The organism is Streptomyces sp. CLCI03, assembly GCF_053615355.1.
The window spans coordinates 4,297,179-4,313,254 of sequence record NZ_CM132132.1 but is presented as its reverse complement, the minus strand read 5'-3'; the positions used below and the strand labels follow the sequence as shown (position 1 = coordinate 4,313,254).

Annotated in this window: 16 protein-coding genes and 2 tRNA genes; 11 read left to right on the top strand and 7 right to left on the bottom strand. The window is 70.7% G+C overall.

Going from position 1 to position 16,076, the window contains the following annotated elements; genetic code table 11:
* Positions 1 to 173: 173 nt before the first annotated feature.
* Both ACWG52_RS19925 and ACWG52_RS19920 read left to right on the top strand, forming a co-directional pair.
* On the top strand, positions 174 to 1,268 hold the full coding sequence (locus tag ACWG52_RS19925) for a Leu/Phe/Val dehydrogenase (protein ID WP_389804749.1): 1,095 nt from the start codon (positions 174 to 176) through the stop codon (positions 1,266 to 1,268).
* Between the two features lie 290 nt (positions 1,269 to 1,558).
* Positions 1,559 to 1,822, top strand: a complete 264-nt coding sequence (locus ACWG52_RS19920; RefSeq protein WP_030009392.1) for a DUF3073 domain-containing protein — start codon at positions 1,559 to 1,561, stop codon at positions 1,820 to 1,822.
* A 79-nt stretch (positions 1,823 to 1,901) separates the two neighbouring features.
* Here the strand turns inward: ACWG52_RS19920 and purM are convergent, their stop codons facing one another.
* Positions 1,902 to 2,972 carry a phosphoribosylformylglycinamidine cyclo-ligase gene (gene purM / locus ACWG52_RS19915; RefSeq protein ID WP_033223414.1) on the bottom strand — a complete coding sequence of 357 codons (1,071 nt, stop codon included), beginning with the start codon at positions 2,970 to 2,972 and terminating at the stop codon, positions 1,902 to 1,904.
* A 91-nt stretch (positions 2,973 to 3,063) separates the two neighbouring features.
* Positions 3,064 to 4,581, bottom strand: a complete 1,518-nt coding sequence (gene purF / locus ACWG52_RS19910) for an amidophosphoribosyltransferase (RefSeq protein ID WP_030726287.1) — start codon at positions 4,579 to 4,581, stop codon at positions 3,064 to 3,066.
* A gap of 149 nt (positions 4,582 to 4,730) precedes the next feature.
* Here purF and ACWG52_RS19905 point away from each other — a divergent pair, with 149 nt between their 5' ends.
* Both ACWG52_RS19905 and ACWG52_RS19900 read left to right on the top strand, forming a co-directional pair.
* Positions 4,731 to 4,826, top strand: a complete 96-nt coding sequence (locus ACWG52_RS19905) for a putative leader peptide (protein WP_324617183.1) — start codon at positions 4,731 to 4,733, stop codon at positions 4,824 to 4,826.
* Between the two features lie 116 nt (positions 4,827 to 4,942).
* The gene (locus tag ACWG52_RS19900) at positions 4,943 to 6,376 is read left to right on the top strand and encodes a sulfatase-like hydrolase/transferase (protein WP_389804745.1); all 1,434 of its coding nucleotides are present in this window, start codon (positions 4,943 to 4,945) and stop codon (positions 6,374 to 6,376) included.
* A 12-nt stretch (positions 6,377 to 6,388) separates the two neighbouring features.
* Here ACWG52_RS19900 and ACWG52_RS19895 read toward each other — a convergent pair whose 3' ends face one another.
* The 5 genes from ACWG52_RS19895 to purS all read right to left on the bottom strand — a co-directional run bounded on the left by ACWG52_RS19895 (position 6,389) and on the right by purS (position 11,387).
* Complete coding sequence (locus tag ACWG52_RS19895) at positions 6,389 to 7,195, bottom strand: META domain-containing protein (protein ID WP_389804742.1); 807 nt, start codon at positions 7,193 to 7,195, stop codon at positions 6,389 to 6,391.
* 50 nt (positions 7,196 to 7,245) lie between these two features.
* Positions 7,246 to 8,037, bottom strand: coding sequence for a maleylpyruvate isomerase family mycothiol-dependent enzyme (locus tag ACWG52_RS19890; RefSeq protein ID WP_389804739.1), 792 nt, complete (start codon positions 8,035 to 8,037; stop codon positions 7,246 to 7,248).
* A gap of 175 nt (positions 8,038 to 8,212) precedes the next feature.
* Positions 8,213 to 10,462, bottom strand: a complete 2,250-nt coding sequence (purL, locus tag ACWG52_RS19885; protein WP_033223408.1) for a phosphoribosylformylglycinamidine synthase subunit PurL — start codon at positions 10,460 to 10,462, stop codon at positions 8,213 to 8,215.
* Entirely contained in the window at positions 10,459 to 11,139 is a 681-nt protein-coding gene (purQ, locus tag ACWG52_RS19880) for a phosphoribosylformylglycinamidine synthase subunit PurQ (RefSeq protein WP_030768819.1), read from the bottom strand. The genes purL and purQ overlap by 4 nt, the downstream gene beginning before the upstream one ends.
* Positions 11,140 to 11,141: 2 nt before the next feature.
* Positions 11,142 to 11,387, bottom strand: a complete 246-nt coding sequence (gene purS / locus ACWG52_RS19875) for a phosphoribosylformylglycinamidine synthase subunit PurS (protein ID WP_030009438.1) — start codon at positions 11,385 to 11,387, stop codon at positions 11,142 to 11,144.
* Between the two features lie 327 nt (positions 11,388 to 11,714).
* Between purS and ACWG52_RS19870 the strand changes: the two genes are divergently transcribed.
* The 7 genes from ACWG52_RS19870 to ACWG52_RS19840 all read left to right on the top strand — a co-directional run bounded on the left by ACWG52_RS19870 (position 11,715) and on the right by ACWG52_RS19840 (position 16,071).
* Positions 11,715 to 12,032, top strand: coding sequence for a histone-like nucleoid-structuring protein Lsr2 (locus tag ACWG52_RS19870; RefSeq protein ID WP_301369297.1), 318 nt, complete (start codon positions 11,715 to 11,717; stop codon positions 12,030 to 12,032).
* Positions 12,033 to 12,120: 88 nt separating this feature from the next.
* Positions 12,121 to 12,192, top strand: a tRNA-Gly gene (locus ACWG52_RS19865).
* 74 nt (positions 12,193 to 12,266) lie between these two features.
* Positions 12,267 to 12,339 (top strand) — tRNA-Gly (locus ACWG52_RS19860).
* Between the two features lie 148 nt (positions 12,340 to 12,487).
* Positions 12,488 to 13,432, top strand: a complete 945-nt coding sequence (locus ACWG52_RS19855; RefSeq protein WP_453125483.1) for an ABC transporter ATP-binding protein — start codon at positions 12,488 to 12,490, stop codon at positions 13,430 to 13,432.
* Positions 13,429 to 14,193: an ABC transporter permease gene (locus ACWG52_RS19850; protein WP_389804732.1), complete on the top strand. Its 765-nt coding sequence runs from the start codon at positions 13,429 to 13,431 to the stop codon at positions 14,191 to 14,193. Before ACWG52_RS19855 ends, ACWG52_RS19850 begins: the two co-directional genes overlap by 4 nt.
* 22 nt (positions 14,194 to 14,215) lie before the next feature.
* Positions 14,216 to 15,463 (top strand): sensor histidine kinase, encoded by a 1,248-nt coding sequence (locus tag ACWG52_RS19845; RefSeq protein ID WP_453125481.1) that lies wholly within the window; start codon positions 14,216 to 14,218, stop codon positions 15,461 to 15,463.
* On the top strand, positions 15,460 to 16,071 hold the full coding sequence (locus tag ACWG52_RS19840; RefSeq protein WP_030009443.1) for a response regulator transcription factor: 612 nt from the start codon (positions 15,460 to 15,462) through the stop codon (positions 16,069 to 16,071). Before ACWG52_RS19845 ends, ACWG52_RS19840 begins: the two co-directional genes overlap by 4 nt.
* Positions 16,072 to 16,076: the final 5 nt, after the last annotated feature.

Sequence of the window (16,076 nt, the reverse complement as noted above, 5' to 3'; positions counted from 1 at the left end):
CGGGCCCCGGTTCACCTCCGGGCGCCCGCGCGCCCTCGCACCACGGGAGTGTTTCGATCCTCGGACAGGTCACCTACGGACGGCCCTCAGGTCTTACTCTGCTCCCAGCACGCCCTCCCCCACCCGCAGGGCGGGCGTCTTTCCGCCGCATCTCTTCCATGGGAGTCACCACCGTGACCGAAATGACCGACGGCGTCCTGCACACCCTGTTCCGTTCGGAGCAGGGCGGCCACGAGCAAGTCGTGCTGTGCCAGGACCGCGCCACCGGCCTGAAGGCCGTCATCGCCATCCACTCCACCGCCCTGGGCCCCGCCCTCGGCGGTACGCGCTTCCACGCGTACGCCTCCGACGAGGAGGCCGTCCTCGACGCGCTGAACCTCTCGCGCGGCATGTCGTACAAGAACGCCCTCGCCGGCCTCGACCTCGGCGGCGGCAAGGCCGTGATCATCGGCGACCCGGACGTCCTCAAGAGCGAGGAACTCCTCCAGGCCTACGGCCGGTTCGTGGAGTCCCTCGGCGGTCGCTACGTGACGGCCTGCGACGTCGGCACCTACGTGGCCGACATGGACGTCGTGGCCCGCGAGACCCGCTGGGCGACCGGACGCTCCCCCGAGAACGGCGGCGCCGGCGACTCCTCGGTCCTCACCGCCTTCGGTGTCTTCCAGGGCATGCGCGCCAGCGCCCAGCACCTGTGGGGCGACCCGACCCTGCGCGGCCGCAAGGTCGGGGTCGCCGGTGTCGGCAAGGTCGGCCACTACCTGGTCGAGCACCTGCTGGAGGACGGCGCCGAGGTCGTCATCACCGACGTCCGCCAGGAGTCGGTGCAGCGCATCCTCGACAAGCACCCGGGCAAGGTCACCGCGGTCGTCGACACGGACGCGCTGATCCGTGTCGAGGGCCTGGACATCTACGCCCCCTGCGCGCTCGGCGGCGCCCTGAACGACGAGACCGTCCCGGCGCTCACCGCGACGATCGTCTGCGGCGCGGCGAACAACCAGCTCGCCCACCCGGGCATCGAGAAGGACCTCTCGGACCGCGGGATCCTCTACGCGCCCGACTACGTGGTCAACGCGGGCGGTGTCATCCAGGTCGCCGACGAGCTGCGCGGCTTCGACTTCGACCGCTGCAAGGCCAAGGCCACGAAGATCTTCGACACCACGCTGGAGATCTTTGCTCGCGCGAAGGCGGATGGCATTCCGCCCGCCGCCGCGGCCGACCGGATCGCCGAGCAGCGGATGGCCGACGGCCGCGCCGCGCGCGCGGTCTAGGCACTTCCAGGGGCTCCTGGGCCTGCCCGCCGGGGTGCGGCGAGACGGAACTCACTGCACTTCGGCGGGTCGCCCGCCAGGAAAAGGTTAAAATCGCAGCTGACCAGCGAGGACGGGGCGCCTTGTTGGTTCTGCACCGGGGCGCGTCATGCGGGCGGCGTACCGTATGGCCGCGGAAGCAGGTACCGTTAAACCCCTACGGACGGTCTCTCCACGGAGAGCCCGCTCCGAACCATGAACGCGTGTCAGACTCTGGGGCCGTCGAGCCCCGTCACCGAGGGGGTCGAGCCATGGGGCGCGGCCGGGCAAAGGCCAAGCAGACGAAGGTCGCCCGCCAGCTGAAGTACAGCAGCGGCGGGACTGACCTCTCGCGTCTGGCCAACGAGCTGGGCGCATCGACCGTAGAACCGCTGCCTGTCAGCGAGCCGGTCGAGGTAGACGACGACGAACTGGACGAGGACGACCCGTACGCTCGGTACGCGGACCTCTACAACAGGGATGACGACGACGAGGACGAGGAGTCCGGGCCGTCGTCACAGCGTCGCGGCGCTTGACGCCCTGAGGCGTCTGCACGACGGACAAAAGACTGAAACCCGGTCCAGGGCATCGCCCCGGGCCGGGTTTCAGTGCTGCTCAGCTCGCGTAGGAACCGGTCATGGTCGCGCCCTCGGTGTGGTCACCGCGGTCCAGGATCTCGCCCGCGACCCACGCGTCGACACCCCGGTCGGCCAGCGCGGTCAGCGCCACGTCCACCGACTCCTGCGGAACGACGGCCATCATGCCGACGCCCATGTTCAGGGTCTTCTCCAGCTCCAGCTGCTCCACCTGACCGGCCTTGCCGACCAGGTCGAAGATGGCGCCGGGGGCCCAGGTCGAACGGTCGACCGTGGCGTGCAGGTGGTCCGGGATCACCCGGGCCAGGTTCGCCGCGAGGCCACCGCCCGTGATGTGCGAGTAGGCGTGCACCTCGGCCGTCCGGGTGAGGGCCATGCAGTCCAGCGAGTAGATCTTGGTCGGCTCCAGGAGCTCCTCGCCGAGGGTGCGGCCGAGCTCCTCCACGTGGCTCTCCAGCGACATCTTGGCGCGCTCGAAGAGGACGTGGCGGACCAGCGAGTACCCGTTCGAGTGAAGGCCGGACGAAGCCATCGCGATGACGGCGTCCCCCGTACGGATGCGATCCGCGCCGAGCAGGCGGTCGTACTCGACGACGCCCGTTCCGGCACCGGCCACGTCGAAGTCGTCCGGGCCCAGCAGGCCGGGGTGCTCGGCGGTCTCGCCGCCCACCAGGGCGCAGCCGGCGAGGACGCAGCCCTCGGCGATGCCCTTGACGATCGCCGCGACCCGCTCGGGGTGCACCTTGCCGACGCAGATGTAGTCGGTCATGAAGAGCGGCTCGGCGCCACAGACGACGATGTCGTCCATGACCATCGCCACCAGGTCGTGGCCGATCGTGTCGTACACGCCGAGCTGGCGGGCGATGTCCACCTTGGTGCCGACGCCGTCGGTGGCCGAGGCGAGCAGCGGGCGCTCGTAGCGCTTGAGGGCGGAGGCGTCGAAGAGGCCGGCGAAGCCGCCGAGGCCACCGAGGACCTCGGGGCGCTGCGTCTTCTTCACCCACTCCTTCATCAGCTCGACGGCGCGGTCGCCCGCTTCGATGTCCACGCCTGCGGCTGCGTAGCTGGCACCGGTGGTCTTCTCTGTCATGACAGGAGAGAGCTTTCGTGTCGTTACTGCGTGTGGTGCCGGGCCCTGGGAGAAGCCTCAAAGACAGGGCCCGGCGCAGGTTGAGCCAGGGCTACGGGCGACGGAGCGCGTCGGCGGCGTCCGTGCCGCCGGCCAGCTCGGTCTCCAGGAGCTGCTTGCCCAGGAGCTGCGGGTCGGGCAGCTCCATCGGGTACTCGCCGTCGAAGCAGGCACGGCAGAGGTTGGGCTTCTGGATGGTGGTCGCCTCGATCATCGCGTCGAGCGAGATGTAGGAGAGCGAGTCCGCGCCCATGGAGGTGGCGATCTCGTCGACCGTCATCCCGTTGGCGATCAGCTCGGCCCGGGTGGCGAAGTCGATGCCGAAGAAGCACGGCCACTTCACCGGCGGCGAGGAGATCCGGATGTGGACCTCCGCCGCACCGGCCTCGCGGAGCATCTTGACCAGCGCGCGCTGGGTGTTGCCGCGGACGATCGAGTCGTCGACGACCACCAGGCGCTTGCCCCGGATGACTTCCTTGAGGGGGTTGAGCTTGAGCCGGATGCCGAGCTGGCGGATCGTCTGCGAGGGCTGGATGAAGGTCCGGCCCACGTAGGCGTTCTTGACCAGGCCGGATCCGTAGGGGATCCCGCTGGCTTCGGCGTATCCGACGGCGGCGGGCGTGCCGGATTCCGGCGTCGCTATCACCAGGTCGGCGTCGACCGGGGCTTCCTTGGCCAGGCGCCGACCCATCTCGACACGCGAGAGGTAGACGTTCCGGCCGGCGATGTCGGTGTCCGGGCGCGCCAGGTAGACGTACTCGAAGACACAGCCCTTGGGCTTCGCTTCCGCGAATCGCGAGGTGCGCAGACCGTTCTCGTCGATCGCGATGAGCTCGCCCGGCTCGACCTCGCGGACGAAGCTGGCGCCGCAGATGTCGAGGGCGGCGGTCTCACTCGCGACCACCCAGCCGCGCTCCAGGCGGCCGAGGACCAGCGGGCGGATGCCCTGCGGGTCACGGGCGGTGTAGAGGGTCCCCTCGTCCATGAAGACGAGGGAGAAGGCGCCCTTGACCTGAGGCAGGACCTTGGCGGCCGACTCCTCGATGGTCAGGGGCTTGCCCTCGTCGTCGGTCTGACCGGCGAGCAGGGCGGTGACCAGGTCGGTGTCATTGGTGGCGGCCACCTGGGTGGCGCGGCCGTCCTGACGGGGGAGGTCGGCGACCATCTCGGCAAGCTCGGCGGTGTTCACCAGGTTGCCGTTGTGACCCAGGGCGATGGAGCCGTGGGCGGTCGCACGGAAGGTCGGCTGAGCGTTCTCCCAGACGGAGGCCCCGGTGGTCGAATAGCGGGCGTGACCGACCGCGATATGACCTTGGAGCGAGCCGAGAGAGGTTTCGTCGAAGACTTGGGAAACGAGGCCCATGTCCTTGAAGACGAGGATCTGGGAACCGTTGCTCACAGCGATTCCCGCGGACTCTTGTCCGCGGTGCTGCAGTGCATACAGTCCGAAGTAGGTGAGCTTGGCGACCTCTTCACCCGGAGCCCAGACACCGAAGACGCCGCAAGCGTCCTGGGGGCCCTTTTCGCCGGGGAGCAGGTCGTGGTTGAGTCGTCCATCACCACGAGGCACGCTTCCGAGTGTAGGCGAGATCGACCACTGGTCCGAATTGGGGACGGCCGGGAAATGTCACAGCACAGAGGGTGACCGATCCATTCCGTCTCGGTATCCGGAATGCCCTTGTTGACAGCCCCCTGGGCATTCGTACAGGCTCTCGCCTCATGCAGCCTCTCGGTGACCGAACCGTCACCCTCGTCGAGCGCCGGCACGTGGACCTTGTCCGTGTCGCGAGCGCCATCTGTCGCTGTTCTGCGTAGTCACACGCCGCTTTTCGTTCTTTTTCTTCCTGATCCCTGCCCGAGCCTGCCCTGTCGTGCCGCGCGCCGTCCCGCGCCGCCCGGGGCGGGCCGGCGGGCCATGCCTTGGAGTACCTGTGACCTCGTACGAACCCCACCTGTCCCGGCGCGCCTTCGGCGGCGCGGTCGGCGTGAGCGCGGCCGCCGCGGCGGTAGGCCTGGGCGCCGCTCCGGCCGCCGCGGCCCCGACCCCCGGGGACGGGCGGAACGCGCCGCAGGAGCGGGAGTTCCGGGCCGGGCGGCCCCGGCCGTCCCGTCGGCCGAACATCCTGTTCATCCTCGGCGACGACCTGGGCTGGGCCGACCTCTCCTCGTACGGCTCCCCGCACATCAAGACCCCGAACCTGGACCGCCTCGCCCGCCAGGGCGTCCGGTTCACCGACGCCTACTCGGGCTCCGCGACCTGCTCGCCGACCCGGTTCAGCCTGTACACCGGGCGCTACCCGGGCCGCACCAAGGGCGGGCTGGCCGAACCGATCGCCGACAGGTCGGTGGGCCTGGACCCCACGCACCCGACGCTGGCCTCGCTGCTGAAGTCCGCCGGCTACGCGACCGCGTTGATCGGCAAGTGGCACGCCGGCTACCTGCCCGACTACAGCCCGACCAGATCCGGCTGGGACGAGTTCTTCGGCAACTTCGGTGGCGCCCTGGAGTACTACTCCAAGCTGGGCCTGGGCGGCGAGTACGACCTCTACGAGGGCGACGCCGAGTACAAGGACCTGCGCTACTACACCCGGATCATCACCGAGCGGGCGAGCGAGTACGTCTCCCGCGACCACCACGGCAAGCCGTGGCTGCTGAACCTCAACTTCACCACCCCGCACTGGCCGTGGATCGCCGACGGGGACACCGAGCAGAGCGCCGAGATCGTCCGGCGGATCAAGGCGGGCGACGGGCGCGCCCTGTGGCACCAGGACGGCGGCTCGGTCGAGAAGTACAAGGAGATGGTCGAGGACCTCGACCGCTCGATCGGCAAGGTCCTGGAGGCCCTGAGGCGTTCCGGGCAGGAGGAGCACACCCTGGTGGTCTTCTCCAGCGACAACGGCGGCGAGCGCTTCTCGTACAACTGGCCGCTGTCCGGCAACAAGGCCTCCCTCCAGGAGGGCGGCATCCGCGTGCCGAACATCGCGCGCTGGCCCGCCCGGCTGGACGGCGGCCAGGTCAGCCACGTCCCCGTGTTCAGCCCGGACTGGACGGCGACGCTGCTGGAGGTCGCCGGGGCGCGCCCGCACCCCGCCTACCCGCTGGACGGGGCGAGCCTGGCCGGGTACCTGCTGCGCGGCGAGAAGGTCGCCGAACGGGACCTGTTCTGGCGGGTCCGGGGCGAGCGCGCGCTGCGCCGCGGGGACTGGAAGTACTACCGCGGCAAGGCGGGCAAGGACCAGCTGTTCGACCTGGCCGGGGACGTCCGCGAGCAGGCCGACAAGGCCGCCGTGGAACCGGCCCGGCTGGCGCAGCTACGGGCGGCCTGGGAGAAGGTGGACGCCCAGCTGCTGCCGTACCCGGCCTGACCGCGGTCGCGCTCACTCGGCGGCGGAGGCCGCCCTCGCGGTCAGGCCCTTGCCGTCGGGCGCCGTGAGGGTGAGGGTCCGGCCCTCGACCTTCGCGGTGAGCGGGCCGCCGCCGAACAGCCCGGTCAGCGTCCGCTCGACGTCGCCCACCGGTCCCTCGCAGGCCATGCGGGTCGAGGTCAGCGGCCCGAAGGTGACCGTGGAGCCCTCCACGGTCACCTGGGCACTGAACCGGTTGCAGCCGAGGTTGCCGCTCACGGTGAGGTCCGGGGCGATGGTGAACCGTGCCTTCCCGGCCGCCTCGGCGGGCAGGGAGGCCGCGGTCCCGCCGCTGACCAGGGACTCCACGGTCCACTCGGTCGTGGTGAGGGGGGCGTCGGTGACCGCGGGGGCCGACGTCATGGCGATGGTGCTCCCGTCGGCGGTCTTCAGGGTGAGCCGGTCGGGGCCGCGGTCGATCGTCAACTTGCCCCGGAACAGCTTGGCGAAGGCCGTCTCGAACTCCATGTCCGCGCAGGCCATGGTGGTCGAGGCACCGGGCGTCACGGTCACCGAGGAGGTGCCGGCGAAGGCCGCGACCGCCGTGAAGCCGTTGCAGCCGTAGTTGCCCTTGACCTCGTTCGGGCCGATGTCGAGATGGGCGCTCTCGGGCGCGTGCAGGGTGCGGCCGCCCGTGGTCAGGGACTCGACGGCCCAGGAACCCTGGGGGTCGGGCAGTCGGGCGCCCCGCGCGTCCTCGCCCTGGCCGCAGCCGGTCAGGGCGAGCGCGACGACGAGGGCCAGGCCCGCGGCGGTGGGGACGTGCCGGAAGGTAGGCATGTCCCTGGGACGGAGCGGGCGCGATACCGGTTCCACCATGGTCGTTCCCCTCAGCTCATCAACGGCAGCAGCGCCGACAGATCGGCCCGCTCGCCGCCGGCCCGTACGTGCGCCTCGTCGAGCGCCGCGGCCCACCGCGTACGCCCGGTCGCCAGCCGGATCCAGGTCAGCGGGTCGGTCTCCACGACGTTCGGCGGGGTGCCGCGGGTGTGTCGCGGGCCCTCGATGCACTGGACCACCGCGAAGGGCGGGACGCGGACCTCGACCGCACCGCCCGGTGCCTTGAGGGCGAGGGCGTCGGCGAGCAGCCGGGTGCAGGCGGCCAGCGCCTGCCGGTCGATCGGGATGTCCAGTCCGGCGGCCCGGTTCAGGTCGTCGGTGTGGACCACCAGTTCCACGGTCCGGGTGACCAGGAAGTCGGCCAGGGTCATGTCCCCGATCCACAGGTCGAGCACGCGGTCACCCGGATTCGCCGCGAGCGCCCGCTCCATCCGGTCGGCCGCCCGCTCGAACAGCTCCGGCAGCGGGGCCCCGGTCAGGGTCTCCCTGGCCGCCTCGGAGATCTTCCCGGCGAGGGAGGCGGTGGCGAAGGGCCACTCGACCGCCGACAGCTCGGCGACGGCGGCGGGCGGCCGGGCCAGGCCCCCCGCCAACGAGTCGGCGATCCAGGCGATGTGACCGGCCAGTTCGGCGACGCTCCAGTCCCCGAGCCCGCTGGGGCGCGCCAGCTGATCGGGCCCCAACTCCGCGACGGCCCGACAGACATGCGCGAACTGCGCGGTGACGGCCGTGCGGATCCGGACGGGGTCGTAGGTACGCGGCTTCTTCCCTCGGGGCGGCATGCTCCGACCCTACTCGGGGGCCGGCAGCACCGGCCCGGTGCGACCGCGCCGCTGCGCGGTGTCGGTGCCGTAGGCGGTGGAACCGCTCGTCGAGGCGCGGGCCGGGCGACGGCAGCGACGCCGCGAGCCCCCGACCGCCGGAAGGGGTCGGGGGCTCGCGGCAGAGGCGGTGGGATCAGGCCAGCAGGGCCGGGATCGTCGTCTCGTGGGCCTCGCGGAGCTCGGCCAGGGGGAGGGTGAACTCGCCCTGGATCTCGATCTCCTCGCCGTCCACCACACCGATGCGGGTGACCGGCAGGCCGCGCGCACCGCACATGTCGGTGAAGCGGAGCTCCTCGCTGCGCGGGACGGCCACGATGGCGCGGCCCGCGGACTCGGAGAACAGGAAGGTGAAGGCGTCCAGGCCCTCGGGGACCACGACGCGCGCGCCGTTGCCGCCCTTGAGGCAGGACTCGGTGAGCGCCTGGATCACGCCGCCGTCGGACAGGTCGTGCGCGGCGTCGATCATGCCGTCGCGCGAGGCGGAGATCAGGATCTCGCCGAGCAGCTTCTCGCGGCCCAGGTCCACCTTCGGCGGCATGCCGCCGAGGTGGTCGTGGACCACCTGCGACCAGGCCGAACCGCCGAACTCCTCGGCGGTGTCGCCCAGCAGGTACAGCAGCTGGCCGGCCTCCGAGAACGCCATCGGCGTACGGCGGTTGACGTCGTCGATCACACCGAGGACCGCCACGACCGGGGTCGGGTGGATCGCGATGTCACCGGTCTGGTTGTAGAGCGAGACGTTGCCGCCGGTCACCGGGGTGCCCAGCTCCAGGCAGCCGTCCGCGAGGCCCCGGCAGGCCTCGGCGAACTGCCACATGACGTCCGGGTCCTCGGGGGAGCCGAAGTTCAGGCAGTCGGAGATGGCCAGCGGCTTGGCGCCGGTCGCCGCCACGTTGCGGTACGACTCCGCCAGCGCCAACTGCGCGCCCGTGTAAGGGTCGAGCTTGGCGAAGCGGCCGTTGCCGTCGGTGGCCATGGCCACACCGAGGTTGGACTCCTCGTCGATGCGGACCATGCCCGCGTCCTCGGGCTGCGAGAGGACGGTGTTGCCCTGGACGAAGCGGTCGTACTGGTCGGTGACCCACGACTTCGACGCCTGGTTCGGGGAGGAGACCAGCGCGAGGACCTGCGCGCGCAGCTCCTCGGAGGTCTGCGGCCGCGGGAGCTTGCCGGCGTCGTCCGCCTGCAGCGCGTCCTGCCAGGAGGGGCGCGCGTAGGGGCGGTTGTAGACGGGGCCCTCGTGGGCGACGGTGCCCGGGGGCACGTCCACGATCTGCTCGCCGTGCCAGAAGATCTCCAGGCGCTCGCCCTCGGTCACCTCACCGATGACGGTGGCGATGACGTCCCACTTCTCGCAGATCTCCATGAAGCGGTCGACGTGCTGCGGCTCGACGATCGCGCACATGCGCTCCTGCGACTCGCTCATGAGGATTTCCTCGGGCGAGAGCGTCGCGTCGCGCAGCGGCACGGTGTCCAGCTCGACCCGCATGCCGCCGGAACCGGCGGAGGCGAGCTCGGAGGTCGCGCAGGAGAGACCGGCGCCGCCGAGGTCCTGGATGCCCGCGACCAGCTTCTCCTTGAAGATCTCCAGGGTGCACTCGATGAGGAGCTTCTCCTGGAAGGGGTCGCCGACCTGCACCGCGGGGCGCTTGGTGGGCTTGGTGTCGTCGAAGGTCTCGGACGCGAGGACCGAGACGCCGCCGATGCCGTCGCCGCCGGTGCGGGCGCCGTAGAGGATGACCTTGTTGCCGGGGCCGGAGGCCTGGGCGAGGTGGATGTCCTCGTGCTTCATCACGCCGATGCAGCCGGCGTTGACCAGCGGGTTGCCCTGGTAGCAGGCGTCGAAGACGACCTCGCCGCCGATGTTGGGCAGGCCCAGGCAGTTGCCGTAGCCGCCGATGCCGGCGACGACGCCGGGCAGGACGCGCCGGGTGTCGGGGTGGTCGGCGGCGCCGAAGCGCAGCGGGTCCACGACCGCGACCGGGCGGGCGCCCATCGCGAGGATGTCGCGGACGATGCCGCCGATGCCGGTGGCCGCGCCCTGGTAGGGCTCGATGTACGACGGGTGGTTGTGCGACTCGACCTTGAAGGTGACCGCGTAGCCCTGGCCGACGTCGACGACGCCGGCGTTCTCGCCGATGCCGACGAGCATGGCGTCGTTCTGGGGGGCCTTCTCACCGAACTGCTTCAGGTGGACCTTGCTGCTCTTGTACGAGCAGTGCTCGGACCACATGACCGAGTACATGGCGAGCTCGGCGCCCGTGGGGCGGCGGCCGAGGATCTCCCGGATCCGGGCGTACTCGTCCTCCTTGAGGCCGAGTTCCTTCCAGGGCTGGGAGGCGTCCGGGGTTTCGGTGGCGTTCTTGACGGTGTCGAGGCTCATGCGCTGACCAGCTTCTTCAGGACCGAGGTGAAGAACGGGAGGCCGTCGGTGCGGCCCGTCCCGATCAGCGGCTCGACCGCGTGCTCGGGGTGCGGCATGAGGCCGACGACGTTGCCCGCGGCGTTGGTGATGCCGGCGATGTCGCGGAGCGAACCGTTCGGGTTGCCGTCCAGGTAGCGGAAGGCCACTCGACCTTCGGCCTCCAGTTCGTCGAGCGTGCGCTCGTCGGCGGTGTAGCGGCCGTCCATGTTCTTGAGCGGTACGGAGATCTCCTGGCCGGCGGTGTAGTCGCCGGTCCACGCGGTCTCCGCGTTCTCCACCCGCAGCTTCTGGTCGCGGCAGATGAAGTGCAGGTGGTTGTTCCGGAGCATCGCCCCCGGCAGCAGGTGGGCCTCGGTGAGGACCTGGAAGCCGTTGCAGATGCCCAGGACGGGCATGCCGCCCTTGGCCTGCTCGATGATGGTCTCCATCACCGGCGAGAAGCGGGAGATGGCCCCGGCGCGCAGGTAGTCCCCGTAGGAGAAGCCGCCCGCGAGGACGACCGCGTCGACCTGGTGCAGGTCCTTGTCGCGGTGCCACAGCGAGACCGGCTCGGCCCCCGCGAGGCGGACGGCGCGCAGCGAGTCACGGTCGTCGAGCGTTCCGGGGAACGTGACGACTCCGATGCGAGTGGTCACCGTCAGGCCTCGACCTTCACGGTGAAGTCTTCGATGACGGTGTTGGCGAGGAACGTTTCGGCCATCTTGTGGATGCGGTCGAGGGCGGCCTGGTCGACCGGTCCCTCCACCTCGAGCTCGAAGCGCTTCCCCTGGCGGACGTCGGCGATCCCCTCGAAGCCCAGGCGCGGCAGTGCACGCTGCACCGCCTGGCCCTGGGGGTCGAGGATCTCCGGCTTGAGCATGACGTCGACTACGACGCGTGCCATCGGGCACTCCCGTGTGGTGGTTGGTGCGAAGGCGGTTCCCTCAGCGTACCCGGCTGAAATTTCTACGCGGGTAGATATCTCGGGGCGCTGATCACCACGCCGTTTCGGCTTCACCAACGCTTCGCAAAATCCGCCGGAAAACTACGTGCCCGGCATTGCGGCGGGACACGCGGAGAGAATTAACTGGGCTTCGCAATGCAATGGGAATCGAGGTACAAAGGAATCACTCCGGATTCCGGATGAAAGTTGCATTGCCCCGAAACATCCACACAGGCGACATCACCGCACGTCAGCAGGTGGCGACGTCGCACGAAGGGACCGATATCCGTGGCGCAGCGCGTAGTAGTCACGCTCTCCGACGACATCGACGGCGGGGAAGCGGCGGAAACGGTCGTGTTCGCTCTGGACGGAAAGTCCTACGAGATCGACCTCAATGTGGCGAACGCAAAGAAACTGCGGAAGGGCCTGGCCCCCTTCGTGGCCGCCGGCCGTCGCCAGTCGCGCTCGGGGAAGGCCTTCAAGCACACCGCCGTCGCCCCCGACCCGGCGGTCGTCCGCGCCTGGGCCCGCTCGAACCAGTTCGACGTGCCGCCGCGCGGCCGCATCCCGAAGAAGATCTACGAGGCCTACAACGCGGCCCACTGAGCGTCGATTTGCCATGCACCCCCATGTGTCGGCTAGTGTGTGGATCACGCCGAGGGGCCAGACCGCAGGTCACAGCCTCCGAGGTCGTGCGGGTGTAGTTCAGTAGCAGAACATCCCTCTTCCAGAGGGAAGGCGCAGTGTGCGATTCCTGTCACCCGCTCTGCATCACTTCCGAACCACTGCGGTGGATCGGGTAGAGTGATGCACGCATCGCCTCAGGGCAATGCAGTGCTTGCGGACGTAGCTCAGTTGGTAGAGCACCACCTTGCCAAGGTGGATGTCGCGCGTTCGAGTCGCGTCGTCCGCTCTGTATCGAGAAGGCCCCGATCATTACGATCGGGGCCTTCTTCGTGTTCCCCGACTTCGACACCGCCGACCCCGACCCTGACAAATGTCATCGGGGGTGGTGACAGCGCGCACTGCCCGCCCGGCGCGGGCGCCGCGAGGCTTGGATCATGACTGACACCGTGATCGAAGTCGACGGCCTGCGCCGCGGCTACGCAGGAGGATTCGAGGCCGTACGGGGCCTGTCCTTCTCCGTGGCCCGGGGCGAGATCTTCGCGCTGCTCGGCACCAACGGCGCGGGCAAGACCTCCACCGTCGAACTGCTGGAGGGACTGGCCGCGCCGAGCGAGGGCCGGGTGCGCGTCTTCGGGCTCGATCCGTACACGCGGCGGGCCGAGGTCCGCCCGCGCACCGGGGTCATGCTCCAGGAGGGCGGTTTCCCCTCCGACCTGTCGGTCACCGAGACCGTCCGGATGTGGGGCGGGGTCACCAGCGGCGCCCGCCCGGCGGCGGAGGTGCTGGAACTGGTCGGCCTGGCCGCGCGGTCCTCCGTACGCGTCAAACAGCTGTCCGGCGGCGAACGACGGCGCCTGGACCTCGCGCTGGCCCTGCTCGGGCGGCCCGAGGTGCTCTTCCTCGACGAACCGACCACCGGCATGGACCCGGAGGGGCGCCGGGACACCTGGGCGCTCGTCCGGGCACTGCGCGACCAGGGCACCACGGTGCTGCTGACCACGCACTACCTGGAGGAGGCCGAAGAGCTCGCGGACCGGCTCGCCATCCTCCACGAGGGGGAACTCGTCCTCTCCGGCAGCCCGGCCGAGGTGACCGCCACCCGCCCGGCCCGGATCCGCTTCACCCTGCCGGCCGAGGTGCCCGCGGCCCGGCTCCCGCTGACGCTGCGGGCGGCGGCCGACGGGCAGCGCGTGGAGATCCGTACCGACCGCCTCCAGGGGGACCTGGCCGAACTGCTCGACTGGGCCCGTGAGTGCGACGTGGAACTGGCCGGGCTCGACGCCCGGACCGCCTCCCTGGAGGAGGCCTTCCTGGAGATCGCCGAGAACCGCCGCAGCAGCGGCGGCCGCACCGAGGACATGAAGGCGGGGACCCGATGAACACGCTCGCCCTGAACCCCGGCCGGCTCGTCGCGCTCGGCCGCTCGGAACTGACCCTGCTGGTACGCAACCGGGCGGCGCTCACCCTGGCCGTCCTGATGCCCCTGCTGATGGTGTTCATCCTGCGCTCCTCGCTGAGCGGGGCCGAGGGCGCCGAGGCCCTCGGCGAGGCCACCTTGACCGGCGGGATCGGCATGGTGCTGATCCTCGTCGTCCACATGAACCTGGTCTCCGCCTACGTCGCCCGGCGCGAGGAACTCGTCCTCAAGCGGCTCCGTACCGGCGAGGCGACCGATCTGGAGATCATCGCCGGGACCGCCCTGCCGGCCGCCGTCCTGGCCTTCGGACAGATCACCGTCCTCGCCGTGGCCGGGGCGGCCGCCTTGGACGTGCGCATGCCGCGGAACCCCCTGCTGCTCGTGGTGGCCGTGCTCGCGGGCATCGTCCTGCTGGCCGGGTTCTCCGCGCTGACCAGCTCGTTCACCCGCACCGTGGAGACCGCGGGCCTCACCACGCTGCCGTTGTTCCTGGCGACCGTGCTCGGCTCCGGGCTGTTCGTCCCGACCGACTCGCTGCCGGACCTGGCGGCGTCGCTGTGCGAACTGCTGCCGCTGAGCGGGGTGATGGACCTCGTACGGGCCGGGTGGAGCGGCGGCGCGGCCGGCGGGGACCTGCTGGGCGCCGGACTGAGCACATTGGCCTGGATCGTGATCACCGTGTTTTCTGTGCGGAGGTGGTTCCGTTGGGAACCGCGCCGGTGAAGCGAGTCGGGGGACGGGGACCGTGTCGAAGATGACGGGGTGGTGGAAGAACCGCAGCACCGCGGGGAAGGTCGAGCTCTACACCAGGGGGTCGTTCCATCTCTTCGTCCTGCTGGAGATCACGTCCTTCGGGCTGATGCCCGTGGCCGCCACCGCCCCTTCGAGACCCTCGGTCCTGCTGGCCCTCGCCCTGCTCCTCATGGTCTGCGCCCATGCCGTGCTGTGCGGGGTGCTGACCCACCAGGCGCTGCACTGGGTGGTGGGCCGGCGCGAACGCCCCACCCGGGCGGCGGTGGCGGTGGTCGTCACGACGGCCGTGTGCACCCTGGCCGTGCTCACGCTCCGGGCGACCGGACACATCTCCGAGGCGGCCGTGGCGCCGACGCTGGTGGCGGGGCTGATCTGGTTCGCCTCGGGATCGCTGGTCCTGTGCCTGCGGTCGGTGAAGCGGATGCGGTACATCCCGCCGGTGGCGGCGGTCGCGACGGGGCTGGCCGCACTCGCCCTGGGCACGCCGGCCGCCACGGCCCTGGGGTACTGCGTGGGCATCCTGCTCGGCAGCCTGTTCTTCGGCGCCACCTGCGGTTTCTCGGCCTGGCTGCTGAGAACGGTCTACGAGCTGGACCGCTCGCGCGAGGTCCAGGCGCGGCTCGCGGTGGCGGAGGAGCGGCTGCGGTTCGGCCGTGACCTGCACGACGTGATGGGCCGCAACCTGGCGGTGATCGCGCTCAAGAGCGAGCTGGCGATACAGCTGGCCCGGCGCGAACGGCCCGAGGCGGTGGAGCAGATGATCGAGGTGCAGCGGATCGCCCAGGAGTCCCAGCGGGAGGTACGGGACGTGGTGCGGGGCTACCGGCAGGCGGACCTCTCGGTGGAGGTGGAGGGCGCGCGCGGCGTGCTCAGCGCGGCCGGGATGGACTGCCGCGTGGACTTCCTGGCCGCGCGGGGCACGGAGTTGCCCGCCGAGGTCCAATCGGCCCTCGGCTGGGTGGTGCGCGAGGCGACGACGAACATCCTGCGGCACGGGGACGCGCACCGCTGCCTGATCCGGCTGACCGCCGCGGAGACGGGCGCCGTGACGCTGGTGGTGGAGAACGACGGGGCTCCCGAGACCCCGACCGGGCCGCCCGGTTCGGGGCTGGCCGGGCTGCGGGAACGACTCGCGGCCCTGGACGGGACCTTGCAGGCGGGGCTGGTCGGCGACGGCCGGTTCCGACTGATGGCACAGATCCCGGACCGACGACTGCAAGGACTGGAGGTGCGGGCGTGAGCCCCGTACGCGTACTGCTCGCCGATGACGAGCATCTGATCCGGGGCGCGTTGGCGGCGCTGCTCGCGCTGGAGGACGACCTGCTCGTCGTCGCGGAGGCGGCCTCGGGCCCGGAGGCACTGGCGATGGCGCGGGCCCACCGGCCGGACGTGGCGGTGCTGGACCTGCAGATGCCGGGAGCGGACGGTGTGAGTGTCGCCACATCCCTGCGGGCCGAACTGCCCGGCTGCAAGACCATGATCGTGACCAGCCACGGCCGTCCCGGGCACCTGAAGCGGGCACTGGCGGCGGGGGTGCGGGCCTTCGCCCCGAAGACCGTCTCGGCGCAGCGGCTGGCCGAGCTGATCCGGACCGTGCACGCCGGAGGCCGCTACGTGGACCCGGAGTTGGCGGCCGACGCGATCAGCGCGGGGGACTCTCCGCTGACCGCGCGCGAGGCGGAGGTGCTCGAACTCGCGGCGGACGGGGCACCGATCGCGGAGATCGCGGAGCGGGCCTCGCTGTCGCAGGGGACGGTACGGAACTACCTGTCCTCCGCGGCGACGAAGCTGGGTGCGGAGAACCGGCACACCGCAGTGCGTCTCGCACGCGAGCGAGGTTGGGTATAGTAGTT